The organism is Streptomyces sp. KPB2 (assembly GCF_003950055.1).
Classification (GTDB): domain Bacteria; phylum Actinomycetota; class Actinomycetes; order Streptomycetales; family Streptomycetaceae; genus Streptomyces; species Streptomyces salinarius.
Genome location: NZ_CP034353.1, coordinates 2,784,783 through 2,800,139, shown reverse-complemented (window position 1 = coordinate 2,800,139; position 15,357 = coordinate 2,784,783). Strand labels below are relative to the sequence as shown.

At 73.3% G+C, this 15,357-nt stretch carries 7 protein-coding genes; 6 read left to right on the top strand and 1 reads right to left on the bottom strand.

Going from position 1 to position 15,357, the window contains the following annotated elements:
- Positions 1–91 precede the first annotated feature (91 nt).
- The 6 genes from D1J63_RS12010 to fxsT all read left to right on the top strand — a co-directional run bounded on the left by D1J63_RS12010 (position 92) and on the right by fxsT (position 11,176).
- A complete protein-coding gene (locus D1J63_RS12010) occupies positions 92–1,114 on the top strand; it encodes a MoxR family ATPase (RefSeq protein WP_102928373.1) in 1,023 nt (340 codons plus the stop codon).
- A 208-nt stretch (positions 1,115–1,322) separates the two neighbouring features.
- Complete coding sequence (locus D1J63_RS12005; protein ID WP_125635410.1) at positions 1,323–4,562, top strand: SAV_2336 N-terminal domain-related protein; 3,240 nt, start codon at positions 1,323–1,325, stop codon at positions 4,560–4,562.
- An 85-nt stretch (positions 4,563–4,647) separates the two neighbouring features.
- Positions 4,648–4,854, top strand: coding sequence for an FxSxx-COOH cyclophane-containing RiPP peptide (gene fxsA / locus D1J63_RS12000; protein WP_125628886.1), 207 nt, complete (start codon positions 4,648–4,650; stop codon positions 4,852–4,854).
- Between the two features lie 233 nt (positions 4,855–5,087).
- Positions 5,088–6,398, top strand: coding sequence for an FxsB family cyclophane-forming radical SAM/SPASM peptide maturase (locus D1J63_RS11995; protein ID WP_232249167.1), 1,311 nt, complete (start codon positions 5,088–5,090; stop codon positions 6,396–6,398).
- The gene (locus D1J63_RS11990) at positions 6,398–8,023 is read left to right on the top strand and encodes an HEXXH motif-containing putative peptide modification protein (RefSeq protein WP_125635408.1); all 1,626 of its coding nucleotides are present in this window, start codon (positions 6,398–6,400) and stop codon (positions 8,021–8,023) included. The genes D1J63_RS11995 and D1J63_RS11990 overlap by 1 nt, the downstream gene beginning before the upstream one ends.
- A gap of 129 nt (positions 8,024–8,152) precedes the next feature.
- Positions 8,153–11,176 carry an FxSxx-COOH system tetratricopeptide repeat protein gene (gene fxsT / locus D1J63_RS11985; protein WP_125628885.1) on the top strand — a complete coding sequence of 1,008 codons (3,024 nt, stop codon included), beginning with the start codon at positions 8,153–8,155 and terminating at the stop codon, positions 11,174–11,176.
- A 112-nt stretch (positions 11,177–11,288) separates the two neighbouring features.
- Here the strand turns inward: fxsT and D1J63_RS11980 are convergent, their stop codons facing one another.
- A complete protein-coding gene (locus D1J63_RS11980) occupies positions 11,289–15,092 on the bottom strand; it encodes a multifunctional oxoglutarate decarboxylase/oxoglutarate dehydrogenase thiamine pyrophosphate-binding subunit/dihydrolipoyllysine-residue succinyltransferase subunit (RefSeq protein ID WP_125628884.1) in 3,804 nt (1,267 codons plus the stop codon).
- Positions 15,093–15,357 lie beyond the last annotated feature (265 nt).

The following is a 15,357-nucleotide window of genomic DNA, read 5'->3' as shown; positions in this document are numbered from 1 at the left end:
TGCCTCTTACCAGTCCCGTTCAGGATCGATACCGTGATGGACGCCCCCACGACGACCGCGCCCCCGGACGAGTGACGACGAGGATTGGATCATGACCGAATCCAGCGAGTGGCTCATCTACCGGGGCGCCGGCGAACCCCACGACGGCCTGGACCGGCTTCCCGACCCGCCGCCGTGGCGGGACTTCACCAGCCGGGACGCGGCGGGGTCCGGCGACGGGTCGCAGGACCGCAGACTCGGCGCCCACCGGCACCTGGCCGAACTGCACCGGCCGGGCGCCGAGGAACTCGAGATGATCAACGCCGCGCTGTACCTGCGCCGGCCGCTCCTGGTCACCGGCAGCCCCGGCGCCGGCAAGAGCACCCTGGCCCACTCGGTGGCCTACGAACTGGGCCTGGGCAACGTACTGCGCTGGTCCATCGTCAGCCGCTCCGAACTCCAGGACGGCCTCTACCACTACGACGCCATCGCGCGACTGCAGGACGTGCAGATCGCCGCGCAGGCGGACCACGGCCCCGGATCCGGGGCGCCGGGCGCCGTCGACGGGATCGGCGGTTACATCCGGCTCGGCCCCCTCGGCACCGCCCTGCTGCCCTCCGACAAGCCGCGCGTCCTGCTCATCGACGAGCTGGACAAGAGCGACATCGACCTGCCCAACGACCTCCTGAACGTGCTGGAGGAGGGCGAGTTCGCCATCCCCGAGCTGGAGCGCATCGCGGACCGGCTGCCGGACCGCACGGCCGAGGTGCTCACCGCGGACGGCGTGAAGGTGCCGGTGCGCGACGGCCGCGTGCGCTGCCGCGCCTTCCCGTTCGTGGTGCTCACCAGCAACGGCGAACGCGACTTCCCGGCCCCGCTGATGCGGCGCTGCATCCACCTGGAGCTCGGCCGCCCGGACCACAACCGGCTCGCCACCTTCGTACGGGCCCACCTGGGCGACGAGGCGGCCCGCGCGGGCGACGACCTCGTCACCCGGTTCCTGGAGCGGTCCCGCAGCGAGCTGCTGGCCACGGACCAGTTGCTCAACGCCATCTACCTCACCGACGCCGCCGCCACGCCCAGCCGCGACCGCCTGGCCGACCTGCTCATCCAGCGGCTCGATCGCCCGAGGTGACGCGATGCCCGACGAGACGGCGCGGCACGGTCCCGGCCACCGCGGCACCCCCGGCGACGAGGGTTCCGGCGCAGGGCACGCCGCCGTGCCCGCGGACGAGGGGGCCGGGGGAAGGCGCGCCGCCGTGCCCGCGGAGGCGGGCCCCGGGGGAGCGCACCCCGCCGACGACCCGCTCGCCCGACTCGTCCTGCGGCTGCGGGAGATCGGCATGGATCCCGACGCCGAGCAGCTCTGCGACGCGCTCTGGCTGGCCCGGTGGACCCGGTCCGCCGACGCCGCGGACGCTCCGCCCGACCCGGGCCCCCTGCTCGCGCCCCCGGTGGTCGGGCCGCCCGTCAGGCCCGTCCCGCTCCCACCGGGCGCGACCCGGGTGCCCGTGCCCGAACAGCCCGAGGCTCCGGCCGCCCGGCGGGTGGCCCTCTACCCGCTGCCCTCCGGCCAAGGATCCGGGGTGCACGGAGCCGGCCGGGCCCGCGCACTGCCGGTGGGCGTGCCCGCCGCGCCGGTGCTGCCCGCGCCGCTCGAACTCCAGCGCGCCCTGCGCCCCTTGCAGGGCTACCGGAGCCCGGCCACACCGCTGCGGTCCGAACTGGACGAGGTCGCGACCGCGGAGGTTAGCGCCCGGGCCGGCGGACTGATCCTGCCCGTCCGCCGGTACCTGTCCCGCCGCGACGCCCGACTGCAACTGGTGCTGGACGCCTCCTCCTCGATGCGCGTGTGGGGCCGGCTGTTCGCCGAACTCGCCCAGATCTTCAGCCGGCTGGGAGCCTTCTCGGACGTCCAGGTCAGCCACCTGCACCAGGGGCCGGACGGGGGACCGGCCGTCAGCCGCAGTGCCGACCCGCACGGTGCGCCGCTGCACGCCGCCGACCGGCTCAGCGATCCGACCGGACGCCGGATCGTCGTCCTGGTCAGCGACTGCGCGGGCCCGCTGTGGCACAGCGGCCACGCCCACCGGCTGCTCCACCACCTCTCCCGGCAGGGCCCCGTCGCCGTACTCCAGCCACTGCCGCAGCGGATGTGGAACCGCACCCGGCTGCCCGTCACCTTCGGCGGCCTGTCGCGCGGGGACACGCTGGGCGGCGGCGCCGTGCTGCGGGTGCGCACCGCGTCCGGCACCTCCGCCGAGGCCCGCCGGGGCGCGCTGGCCGTCCCCGTACTGCCGCCGGAGCCGGTGGCCCTCGGGTCCTGGGCGCGTCTGCTGTCCGGTGCCGGCCCGGTCCCGGGCGCCGTGGGCTGGGTGCGTGCCGACCAGCCGGCCGCACCTGCGGCCCGCCCGGACCGCCGCCGCACGCCGTTGGAACGGGTCAGCAGGTTCAGCGCCGGAGCGTCTCCGGCCGCCGCGCGCCTGGCCGTCTATCTCGCGGCGACCCCGCTCTGCCTCCCCGTGATGCAGCTGGTCCAGCGGACGATGCTGCCGGGGTCCGGCCCGTCCGAACTCGCCGAGGTGCTGGTCGGCGGCCTGGTCACCCGGGCCCGCGCGGACCACGGCGAGGACGGCTCCCAGTGGTACGACATCGACCCCGAGGTGCGCGAGGCCCTGCTCTCCCGGCTCGGCCGGGACGAGGCCATGCTGGTCCTCAAGCACTGCTCGGAGTACATCGAGCAGCACTTCGGCAAGGGCGGACCCAACTTCCCGGCGCTCGCGCTCGCTCAGCTCGGCGACGACGGCCCCGGACGCCCGCACCCGCACGCCTCCGGCGCCGAACCCACGTACGCGGGCGACAACGGCGGCGACGGCGGGGCCGCCCCGGTGCCGCAGCCCTTCGCGGAGGTCGCGGCCCGGATCCTGGAGCGGTTCATGCCGTTGCCCGAGCAGTTCGCGACGTACGACGGCCGGACCAACGTGGCGATCAGCGCGGAGCGGCCCACGCACCACGCGGTCGTCCGGGCGCGTGCCCTGCTCGCCCGGTTCGACGCCGAGGGCATGGTCCAGGACGTCATCGACGCCGTGCAGCTGCTGCGCGGCGCCACCGAGCAGGAACGGCCGGCCGGCGCCGACCCCGAGCTGTGGGGCGAGTACGCACGCTGCACCCTGCGGCTGTGGGAGGTGCAGGGCGGTGCCGCGCTGCTGCGGGAGGCCACCCGGGCCGCCGAACGGGCCGCCGCGCCCCCGCACGCCCTGCGCGAACGCGCCGTCCTCGCGCGCGTGCTGCACGCCGCCGCCACCGACGCGCGACGGCGCGGAGACCGGTCCGGCGCGCTCGACCTGCTGCGCCGCGCCGACCGGGAGTACGCGGTCGCGTGCGCGGCGCCCGGCCTGGACGAGGAGGAGGCGCTGCGGCTCACCCTGGAACGGGTCGCCTCCCTGGAGACGCAGTGGCGCCTGGGCGGCGACAGCGCGCTCCTGCAGAGTGCCGTCGGCATGCTGGAGGCGTTCGCCGACGCCTGGCCCGACCGGAGCGAGCGCCCCGCCGAGCTGCTGTTGGCCCACGGCCGCGCCCTGCTGCGTCTGTCGCAGGTGACGGCGGACCAGGTCCAGGCCCGGCTGTACGCGGAGCAGTCGGCGCGGTCGCTGCGCCGGGGGCTGGACTCCGGCCCGGAGCAGGACACCGCCGAGTCCGTCCGCGACCGGGTCCGGGTGCTGATCGACCTGGTCGACGCGCTGCTGTCGGCGGGCGGCCCGCTGGACGAGGCCCAGGCCCGGACCGACGAGGCCCTCGGCCGCGTACGCGAGCAGGCGCAGCGCGCGGCGCTGCTGGTCCGCGCCGGGCGGGTGGCCCTCGCACGCTACGCCGAGTCGGGGGAGCCGCCCGAACTGCACGGGGCCGCCGACCGTTTCGCGCAGGCGGCGCACTGGATGTCACGGGACGCGCCCGCGCACGCCGACGTGCTCGCCGAGTGGGGGAGCGTACTGCTCCGGCTGGCCACGCTGGAGCCGGCCCACCGGCGCCAGGACCGGCTGTCCCGCGCGATACGGGTGTTGCGGGACTGCCGGATGGAGACCCCGGCGGGCAGCCCGCGCGTCGCCCACCGGCTGCTGCTCCTCGGACAGGCGCTCATGCTCCGGTACCAGGCGCGCGGCGACCGGGTCGACCTCAGGGAGGCGGAGCATCTCTTCGGGCTCGCCGCGGCCGACGCGGAGGACCCGCTGCTGGCGGCGCGCTGCCGACTGGAGCTGGGGCAGGCCCAGTTCGAGGCGTTCCAGAGCCTCGGCCGCGCCGCACGCCTGGACGTGGCGGTCGACGCCTTCCGGGCGGCCGCCGAGTCGTCCCGCCGGGCCGAGGAGGAGGCCGAAACCGAGCGGCGGCGCCAAGAAGCCGTGGAGCTGGCCGCGCAGGCGCACCACTGGCGGGGTATGTCCTTCGAGGCGGCCGGCCGGCCCCGCGCGGCCCGGGACGCCTACGCGGCGGCGCGGGCGCAGTGGGACCGGCTGCCGGACGACCGGCTGGCCACGGGGGATCCGACCGCACGGCAGACGGCGCAGCGGCTCGCCGACCTGGAGTGAGGGCGGACGCCGGCAAGCCGGACGCGGGCGCCGCAGACCTGGTCCGAAGGGGCAGCGCAGCTGCATGGCGGAGGAAGGAACGGGGATGGACACACAGGACGAGGCCGGGACGGAGCGGGCGCTCACGGGCGCCGGGCAGCCGACGGGGGAGCCACTGCCGGACCTGCTGGAACTGGACCTGGCACAGCTGGGCACCATCGAGCATCCGGTGCTGCGCGAGGTGCTGGGGGAACTGAGGGCGCGCGCCGCGGAGCCGAGCGAGATGCTGTGGGGCTTCGACAACTCCTTCTGATTCCCTCTGCTTCCCTCTGCTTCCCCGTGATCCGTCTGCTTCGTTCGGCCCGGCGGCCGCGGTCATCTTGGTGCCTGAAGACATGTGAATAGGACAACTTCCACGGCGTCGAGTTTCGGGCACCCGCCGCGCCGGGAATGCGGCTCCGTGCGGCACGCGGCCGTGGCGCCGACTCACGGCGGCACCGGCCGGACCGTTACGGCATGGGGGGTGCTGGAGTGTCGGAACAAGCCATGACCGATCCGGCTCCCGCCGTTCCCGGCCCGCGGACCGGTCCCGAAGGTCCCTTTCCCTTCCGCCAGTTCATCGTCAAGATGCACGGCCGCTGCAACCTGGCGTGCACCTACTGCTACCTCTACGAAGGCCCCGACAGCGGCTGGCGAGACCGTCCCGCCGCCGCCTCCGCCGCCGTCCTGGACCGCACCGCCACCCGCATCGCCGAGCACGCCGCCCGGCACGCGCTGCGCGACCTGGCCCTGGTGCTGCACGGAGGCGAACCGCTGCTCGCGGGGGCCGGACCGCTCGCCGCGTTCGCCGGGCGGGTGCGGGAACTGGTCCCGCCAGGCTGTCAGGTCCACGCCACCGTGCAGACCAACGCCACCCTGCTCACCGAGGAACGCCTCGCCGTACTGGCCGACGCCGGCGTCCGCGTCGGCATCAGCCTCGACGGAGGCACCGCCGCCCACAACCGACGGCGGGTGGACCACGCGGGCCGCCCGTCCTGGCCCGCCGCGGCACGCGGGGCCCGCCTGGCCGCCGAGCGCTTCCCGGAGGCGTACGCGGGTGTGCTGACCGTCGTCGACCCGACGCTGGACCCGGTCGAGACGTACGAGTCGCTGCTCGGCCTGCGCCCGCCCGCGCTGGACCTGCTGCTGCCGCACGGCAACTGGTCCGCGCCGCCGCCCGGCCGAACCGGCGTACGGTACGGCGACTGGCTGTGCGCCGTCTTCGACCGCTGGTGGGCCGCCGGACGGCGCGAGGTCCGGGTACGGCTCTTCGAGGAGTGCGTGGCGCTTCTGCTCGGGCTGCCCGCGGCCACCGAGGCGCTGGGGCTCGCGCCGTTCGACGCGGTCGTGGTGGAGACCGACGGGTCGATCGAGCAGGTCGACTCGCTCAAGTCGGCCTATCCCGGCGCCGCGCGGACCGGCCTCGACGTGTTCCGCCACACCTTCGACGACGCGCTGCGGCACCCGGGCGTGGCCGCCCGGCAGGCCGGCCCCGCGTCGCTCGCGCAGCAGTGCCGGGCCTGCCCGCTGCTGCGGGTCTGCGGAGGCGGGCACTACGCGCACCGCTACCGCGCCGGGCACGGCTTCAGGAACCCGTCGGTGTACTGCGCGGACCTCCAGCGCTTCATCCGCCACGTGTCCTCACGAGTCGCCGAGGCCGCGAGTGCGGGGAGTGCCGCGAGTGCGGCGACTGCCGCTCCGGCGTCGGCAGGTCGCGGTTCGGGCGGTCGCGGTTCGGGCGGTGAGGCTCGCGCACGGTCGGCCGCGCGTGGTTCGGCCCGGGCCGGGACGGTCTCGACCGGAGGGGGTGCTTCGTGATGTTTCCGGTGGTTCCCGAGCGGGCCCTGCTCGAACTCGCCCGGACCGAAGGCGGACCCGACACCCTGACCCTCCTCGTACGGGACCAGGACACGCGGCGGTTGTTGCTGCTGCGAGCCGTGCTCGACGCGGCCGAGGCGGCCGGGCCGTCCGTCTGCACCGCCGCGCAGAAGGCGAGACTGCGCGAGGACTGGGCGCTGCTGACCGAGGCGGACCGACTGCCGGCGCCGGGTGCGCCGACCTCGGAGCACCGGCCCGGCCGCGCGGCAACGCGCAACGACCGCGACGCCCCGCCCGGTGCGCGGGGTACGAGCGCCGTGGCCGACGCCCCGCCCGGCGGGCGGAGCACCCGGGCCGCAGACGAAACCCCGCCGGGTGCGCGTCGCCACCGGACGGGAGCCGGTGCGGCCCCGGCCGGTGGCGACGCGCGGTACACGAACCCGGCGCGTGCCCGCCTGTTCCATCCCCTCACCGGCCCTTGGGCGCGTTCCTGTCTGCGTGGACTCGACGCCGCTCCCGGGCCGGCGGACGGGGAGCGGGCGCGGCGGCTGCGGCGCGACCTCGCGCACTTCAGCGCGATCGCAGCGGTCGTCGCGGCCGGGGCGGGCATCCCCTTCCGCACCCGGCTCACGGCCCGCGCCGGAGTCCTCGCCCTCCCGTCGCTCGGCGCGCTGCACACGGCACGGTCCGGGGACGTACCCGTCGACGTCACCTGCGCCGAGGGCCGACTGGTCATGCGCCAGGCCGACGCCCCCGACGTGACCGTCCGCCTGGAGAGCGGCGTCGGCGCCTGGTCCGGCGCCCTCGCCTGGACGCCCGCGCACGCCCTCCCCGGCCTCACCCGGACCGCCCCGCCCCTGCCGCTCGACGACCTCGACCCGTACCGCGAGCTGCCCGACGGCCCCGGCCACGGCAATCTGCGCACCCCGCTCGCCCTCGACGACGCGGAGCGCAAGAGGTGGCTCCAGGCCTGGTCCGGCACGGCCCTCGCGCTCCGCTCGGGCGGCGCTCAACGCCTCGCCGAGGCCGGTGCGCTGCTGCGCTGCCTCGTCCCGCTGGAGACGCCGCCCGACGTCGGCACCGGCCGCGGCAGTTGCAGCGCCACCCGCCGCGAGGCGTTCGGCGGCCTCCTCAGCAGTACCCCGCCCGACGCCGTGACCCTCGCCGCCACCCTCGTCCATGAACTGCAGCACGCGAAACTCGCCGCCCTCAGCGACCTGGTGACACTGCACCGGGCCGGTCCCGCGGCACGGTACTTCGCTCCCTGGCGCACCGACCCCCGGCCCTACGACGGCCTGCTGCAGGGCACGTACTCCCACCTCGCGATGGCCGCGTTCTACCAGCGCCGGGCACTCGTCGGCGGGCTGCCGGACCGGGACTGGGCCTGGGCCCAGCACGCGCGCTACCGCGCCCAGGTCGGGGCCGCCCTGCCCGCCCTCGTCGGCTCGCCCGACCTCACGGTGCGAGGGCGCCGGTTCGTCGACGAAATGGCCGCCACCCACGAACGGATGGCCGAACATCCCGCGCCCCGGGGCCACGTCGCACGCGCACAGGCGTACGTGGCCTCCGCGCGCGCACTGTGGGCCCAACGCCACGCGTCCGCGCTCCCGCCCTCTAACGGATGAATGCCCACACACCGCGGCCCGGGTACGGAAAGATCGTCCGTACAGGGGGTGTTGCCGTCGGTCGGCGGACTTACGCGCGACGCTCCGGAGTCCTAGGATTTTGCGGTACTACGTGCTGGAGGCCACTGCATGTCTGGAGCTCGCAAGCCGGTCGAGACGGCCGAGAGGGGGACCGCCAGGCAGACGGTCACGATCCACTTCGCAGGCTTCAACCGGGCCTGGGCGGCCTGGATCGGGGACCGGCTGGAGCGGCGTGGCGTACGGGTGGTGCCGCTGCGCTGGGACTCCCCGGCCGACGTCCCGCTGGTGGACCTGCTGCGCGACCTGACGCTCGCCGAGGGCCGGGTCCTCATCATCGTCAGCGAGTGGTACTTCCAGCTCGGACCGCGCACCCACGAGGAGTGGAACGCGGCCCTGCGCGAGATCGTCGCCCCGGACCCGTCCCGCTTCGCCGCCGTGTCGGTCACCACGGCGGCGGTCCCGGCCGCCGCGGCCGTCCTGGCACCGGTCGCCCTGACCAACATGGGCGCCGAGGAGGCGGAGCGCCGCCTGCTCGACCGGCTCGACCTGTCGCCCGACGCGCCCGCCGAGGGCGCGGCGGATTCCCGCCGCGGGCCGCGGTTCCCGGCCGCGATGCCGGACGTGTGGGGCGTGGTGCCACGGCGCAACACCCGCTTCACCGGCCGCGAGCCGCTGTTCAACGAGGCCTACCACCTCCTCCAGAGCGCCGAGCCCGGCGCCGGAGTGCTGACCCTGCACGGCATGTCGGGGGTGGGCAAGACCCAGTTCGCCGCCGAGTACGCGCACCGGTTCGGCTCGGAGTACGACGTGGTGTGGTGGGTGAACGCGGAGAAGCGCGTCACCTACCGGCGGCAACTGGCCGAGCTGGCACCCAAACTGGGCCTGCGGACCGGTCAGGAGTACGGCGAGCGGCTGCGTGCCGTGCGCGACGCGCTCCGCCGCGGGGAGCCGTACTCGCGGTGGCTGCTCATCCTCGACGGGGCGGACGAGCCGGAGCAGATCTGGGACCTGCTGCCGACCGGCCCCGGACATGTCATCGTCACCTCGCGCAACCCCGAGTGGAGCGAGCACAACAGCAAGCTGCTCGAAGTCCGCGTCTATCCCCGCGACGAGTCGGTCGCGTTCATCCGCCGCCGCGCGCCCCGCCTGTCCGAGGCCGAGGCCGACCAGCTGGCGGAGGCGCTGGGCGACCTGCCGCTGCTGCTCGACCAGACGGCCGGCTGGCTCAACGACTCCGACCTGTCGGTCGACCAGTACATCGCCCTGCTGGAGGGCGGTATCGACAGCGATGTGGTCAAGGTGTCGGCGGACTTCCCGCTGGCCTTCCAGACCGCCTGGTCGATACTGCTGAACAAGCTCCGGGAGACCGTCCCGGAGTCCGTCGACCTCCTGCGCCTGTGCACCTTCTTCGCGCCGGGATTCATCCCCGTACGCCTGCTGAAGGAGATGCCCGTCGACGAGCTGCCCGAGCAACTCGCCGGACTGCTCAACGACCCGCTGCTGTGGAACAAGGCGATCAACCAGCTGCGCACCTACTCGGTGGTCCGGCTGGAGTCCCACGAGGCCTCCCTCGACGAGCCGGTCTCCGCCGGGGAGTCGCTCTACCTGCACCGCATGGTCCACCAGATCGTGCACAAGGACATGCCGGACGCCGACCGCGGCGAGTTCATCGACGTCGTACGGCGGGCCCTCGCCGCGGCCGACCCGGGCCGGCCGACCGAGACCCGGCTGTGGCCCGGTTACGCGGAGATCGTGCCGCACCTCAAGTACGCGGACGTCCTCAAGAGCAAGGACGCGAAGGTCCAGCGCCTGGTCCTGAACTGCCTGCGCTACATGTACTTCTCCGGCGAGTACCGGGCCGGCATCAAACTGGGCGAGCGCGCCCTCACCGCCTGGCGCCGCCTCCTCGGCCCGACCCACGCGCGCATCTGGGAGCTGACCTACCACTACACCAACCTGCTGCGCGCCATGGGCGACTACGCCCGCACCGAGTCCCTCAGCCGCGACGCGGTCGAGCACCTCCGGGAGGAACGCGGGCCGCAGGACCTGGACCACCTGCGCGCCGCCGCGGGCCTGGGCGGCGACCTGCGCGGCCTGGCCCGCTACGACGAGGCCCTGGAACTCTCCCAATGGGTCCTGGCGGCCTACCGCGAACTCCTCGGCGACCAGGACTCCAGGACCCTGAACGCGCAGAACAACCTGGCCACCTCGCTGCGCCTGCTGGGCCGCTACGAGGAAACGCTGGAAACGGACCGGCGCACCATGGAAGCGCGCCGGCAACTCCTGCGCGCCCGCCACCCGTGGGCGCTCAGCTCGGAGATCAACTACGCGGTGGACCTGCGCCTGTTGGGCCGCTACTCCGAGGCGGAGTCCATCCAGGTGAAGAACGTCCGTGAGAACCGCCTGGTGATGGGTCAGGACAATCCGCAGACCCTCAAGGCCGAGTACAACCTCGCGCTGTGCCGGTACCGCACCGGCGAGCAGGCCCCTCGTGGTGAGGAGCCGGGCCCGATGCTCGCGAGCGTCCTGGAGCGCGGTGAGCGCGTCCTCGGCGAGGCCCACCCGCTCACGCTGATCTTCGCGACGGGCCAGAGCTGTTACGCCCGCGAGCACGGCGACATCGACCAGGCGCGCGAGGTCAGCGAGGCCGTCGTCGCACGCTACGAGATGATGCTCGCCGAGGGGCACCCGTTCATCGCCGGGTCCCGCGCCAACCAGGCCCTGGTCCTGCGCAACGTCGGCGAACGCGAGCACGGGCACGTCCTCGCGGAGCAGGCGCTGGCCGAGATGACGCAGGCCGTCGGCGAGAGCCACCCCTGGACGCTCGGCTGCGCCCTGAACGCCTCCGCGCTGCGGAACCTGGTGGGCGACACCGAGGGCGCCGCCGAACTCAGCCGGGACTCGGTGGCGCGGGCCATCGAGTCGCTCGGTCGCACCCACCCGCTCACGCTGTCCACCCGTATCGCGTACGCGGCGGACCTGCGCGGCCTGCGGGACCGGAGGCAGGCGGAGAAGGTCGAGCAGGAGGCACTGTCCGACCTGGACGCGACACTGGGGACCAAGCACACGCACACCCTCTCGGCCCGCTCCCGCAATCGCCCGTACTGGGACTTCGAACCTCAGATCACCTGACGGCCGGGTCCCGGTCACGCGGCCGGACCGCGCCGCAACGCCGAAGGGCCCGGCCCCGGAGAGTTCCGGGGCCGGGCCCTTCGGCGTTGCGGCCGTGGGCGGTGTCAGAGGCTCACGCCTCGAACACCTCGCGGACCAGCTGCTCCTGCTCGGCCTGGTGCCGCTTGGCGGAACCGACGGCCGGGGACGAGCTGTGCGGGCGCGAGATGCGGCGCAGGCGCTCGCCGTGCGGGACGTCGGCGCCGACCGCCAGGTCCAGGTGGTCGATCAGGTTGAGCGCGATGAACGGCCAGGCACCCTGGTTCGCCGGCTCCTCCTGGGCCCACAGGTACTTCTCGGCGTTCGGGTACTTGGCGATCTCCGCCTGGAGCTCGGCACCCGGCAGCGGGTACAGGCGCTCGATGCGGATGATCGCCGTGTCCGTCAGGCCGCGCTTCTTCCGCTCGGCGTCCAGGTCGTAGTAGACCTTGCCGGCGGTGAAGACGACCTTCTTGACGGCGGCCGGGTCGACCGAGTCGTCGCCGATGACCGGGCGGAACTGGCCCGTCGTGAACTCCTCCGCCTTCGAGGCCGCCGCCTTCAGGCGCAGCATCGACTTCGGGGTGAAGACCACCAGCGGCTTGTGGTGCGGGTTGTGCACCTGCCACCGCAGGAGGTGGAAGTAGTTCGACGGCAGGGTCGGCATCGCGACCGTCATGTTGTTCTGCGCGCACAGCTGCAGGAACCGCTCGGGGCGGGCCGAGGAGTGGTCCGGGCCCTGGCCCTCGTAGCCGTGCGGGAGCAGGAGGGTGACGCCGGAGGTCTGGTTCCACTTCTGCTCGGCCGACGAGATGAACTCGTCCACGACCGTCTGCGCGCCGTTGACGAAGTCGCCGAACTGCGCCTCCCACATCACCAGCGCGTCCGGGCGGGCCAGCGAGTAGCCGTACTCGAAGCCCATCACCGCGTACTCGGAGAGCAGGGAGTTGTAGACGTTGTACCGGGCCTGGTCCTCGGACAGGTACAGCAGCGGGGTGAACTCGTCGCCCGTCTCACGGTCGATGACGACCGCGTGGCGCTGGCCGAAGGTGCCGCGCTGCGAGTCCTGGCCGGTCAGCCGGACCGGCACGCCCTCCAGCAGGAGGGAGCCGACGGCGAGGGTCTCGCCCATGCCCCAGTCGATCGTGCCGTCCTCGACCATCGCCGCACGGCGCTGCAGCTGCGGCAGCAGGCGCGGGTGGATGGTGACGTGGTCGGGGATGTTGACCTGGGACTCGGCGATCCGCTTGACGGTCTCGGCGCTGACCGCGGTGTTCACGGCGACCGGGAACTCGGCCTGCGGGTCGGAGGGCTCCGCGGCGGTCGGCTGCGAGACGGCCTCGCGGACCTCGGTGAAGACCTTCTCCAGCTGGCCCTGGTAGTCCTGGAGCGCCTGCTCGGCCTCTTCCAGGGTGATGTCGCCGCGACCGATGAGGGACTCGGTGTAGAGCTTGCGCACCGAGCGCTTCTTGTCGATCAGGTCGTACATCAGCGGCTGGGTGAAGGCCGGGTTGTCCGACTCGTTGTGACCGCGGCGGCGGTAGCAGATGAGGTCGATCACCACGTCCTTGTTGAACGCCTGGCGGAACTCGAAGGCCAGCCGGGCAACGCGGACGACGGCCTCGGGGTCGTCGCCGTTCACGTGGAAGATCGGGGCCTCGATCATGCGGGCCACGTCGGTGGCGTACATGGACGAGCGGGAGGACTCCGGGGCGGCGGTGAAGCCGACCTGGTTGTTGATGACGACGTGGACCGTGCCGCCGGTGCGGTAGCCGCGCAGCTGCGACATGTTCAGGGTCTCGGCCACCACGCCCTGGCCCGCGAAGGCCGCGTCGCCGTGGATCGCCACCGGCAGGACGGTGAAGTCCGTGCCGCCCTTGTTGATGATGTCCTGCTTGGCGCGCGAGACGCCCTCCAGGACCGGGTCCACCGCCTCCAGGTGCGAGGGGTTGGCGACCAGCGAGACCTTGATCTGCTCGCCGTCCAGACCGGTGAAGGTGCCCTCGGCGCCCAGGTGGTACTTCACGTCGCCGGAGCCGTGCATCGACTTCGGGTCGAGATTGCCCTCGAACTCGCGGAAGATCTGCGCGTACGACTTGCCGACCACGTTGGCCAGGACGTTCAGCCGGCCGCGGTGGGCCATGCCGATGACGACCTCGTCCAGGCGGGACTCGGCCGCCGAGTCGATGACCGCGTCGAGCAGCGGGATGACGGACTCGCCGCCCTCCAGGGAGAACCGCTTCTGGCCGACGTACTTGGTCTGCAGGAACGTCTCGAACGCCTCGGCGGCGTTCAGGCGGCGCAGGATGCGCAGCTGCTCCTCGCGCTCGGGCTTGGTGTGCGAGCGCTCGATGCGGTCCTGGATCCACTTGCGCTGCTTCGGGTCCTGGATGTGCATGAACTCGACGCCGGTGGTGCGGCAGTACGAGTCGCGCAGCACGCCGAGGATGTCGCGCAGCTTCATCAGGGACTTGCCGGCGAAGCCGCCGACCGCGAACTCGCGCTCCAGGTCCCACAGGGTGAGCCCGTGCTCGGTGATGTCCAGGTCGGGGTGCTTGCGCTGCTGGTACTCCAGCGGGTCGGTGTCGGCCATGACGTGGCCGCGGACCCGGTAGGAGTGGATCAGCTCGAAGACGCGGGCGGCCTTGGTGACGTCGTCGTCGTGCGAGGCGTCGATGTCCTTGAGCCAGCGGACCGGCTCGTAGGGGATGCGCAGCGCCTTGAAGATCTCGTCGTAGAAGCCGTTCTCGCCGAGCAGCAGGTTGGCGACCTGGCGCAGGAACTCGCCGGAGGCGGCGCCCTGGATGACCCGGTGGTCGTAGGTCGACGTGAGCGTCATGACCTTCGAGATGCCGAGCTTGTTCAGGGTGTCCTGGCTCGTGCCCTGGAACTCCGCCGGGTAGTCCATGGAGCCGACGCCCAGGATGACCGACTGGCCGGGCATCAGGCGCGGCACGGAGTGGACGGTGCCGAGACCGCCGGGGTTGGTCAGGGAGACCGTGACGCCGGTGAAGTCGTCCATCGTCAGCTTGTTGTCGCGGGCGCGACGGACGATGTCCTCGTAGGCCTGCCAGAACTCGAAGAAGTTCAGCGTCTCGGCCTTCTTGATCGCCGCGACGACCAGCTGGCGGTCGCCGTTGGGCTTGACCAGGTCGATGGCGAGGCCGAGGTTGATGTGGGCCGGCTTGACCAGGGTCGGCTTGCCGTCCTTCTCGCCGAACGAGTGGTTCATCGACGGCATGGCCTTGATGGCCTGCACCATCGCGTAGCCGATCAGGTGCGTGAAGGAGATCTTCCCGCCCCGGGCGCGCTTGAGGTGGTTGTTGATGACGATGCGGTTGTCGAACAGCAGCTTCACCGGGACCGCGCGCACGGACGTGGCCGTGGGCAGCTCCAGCGAGGCGTTCATGTTCTTCGCGACCGCGGCGGCCGGGCCGCGCAGGGTCACCAGCTCGGGGCCCTCGGGGGCGGCAGCGGCGTCCTTGGCGGGCGCGGCGGCCTTCGCCTGCGGCTTGGCGGCGGGCTTGGCCGGGGCGGCGGCGGGCTTCGCCGCCGGAGCGGCGGGCTGCGCGGCCGGCTTCGCGGGCGCCGGGGCGGCCGCCTTCGGCTGGGCGGGGGCGGCGGCCTGCGCCTGCGGGGCGGGCGCGGCCTGCGGCGTGCTGCCGGAGTCCGTGGTCACCGCGCCGGAGGCCGGCTGGGCCGCCGCTCCGGGCTTGTAGTCGGCGAAGAAGTCCCACCAGGCTCGGTCCACGGAGTTCGGGTCCTGGAGGTACTGCTGATAGATCTCGTCGACGAGCCACTCATTGGCACCGAACGCGGCCGCGGGGTTCTTTCCCGCGGTGCCCGCTTGGTCGGTGTCGGTCGAGATGCTCGAGTTACTGGGGGACTGTGGCGACACGGCGAGAACCGCCCTCTTCCGCTTCACAAGATGGTGGACAGCGGGAATCAAGGCTACGCCTTGACGACCCCGAAGGTCAGACCGGGCCCGTTCATCGTCGCGTAAGTCACATCGCAGACTGCGTTTCGGCGCTGGAAATGGCGGGAAACAAGCGAGGTTCCGCTGCGTGAGGGATCGGGAGACCGAGGCCCGGCGCCTCGAAAACGCGGGCCTGCGCCTGATCACACGTGTCCGCCAGCGCGGATGCCGTGGATCTTGATGCTCC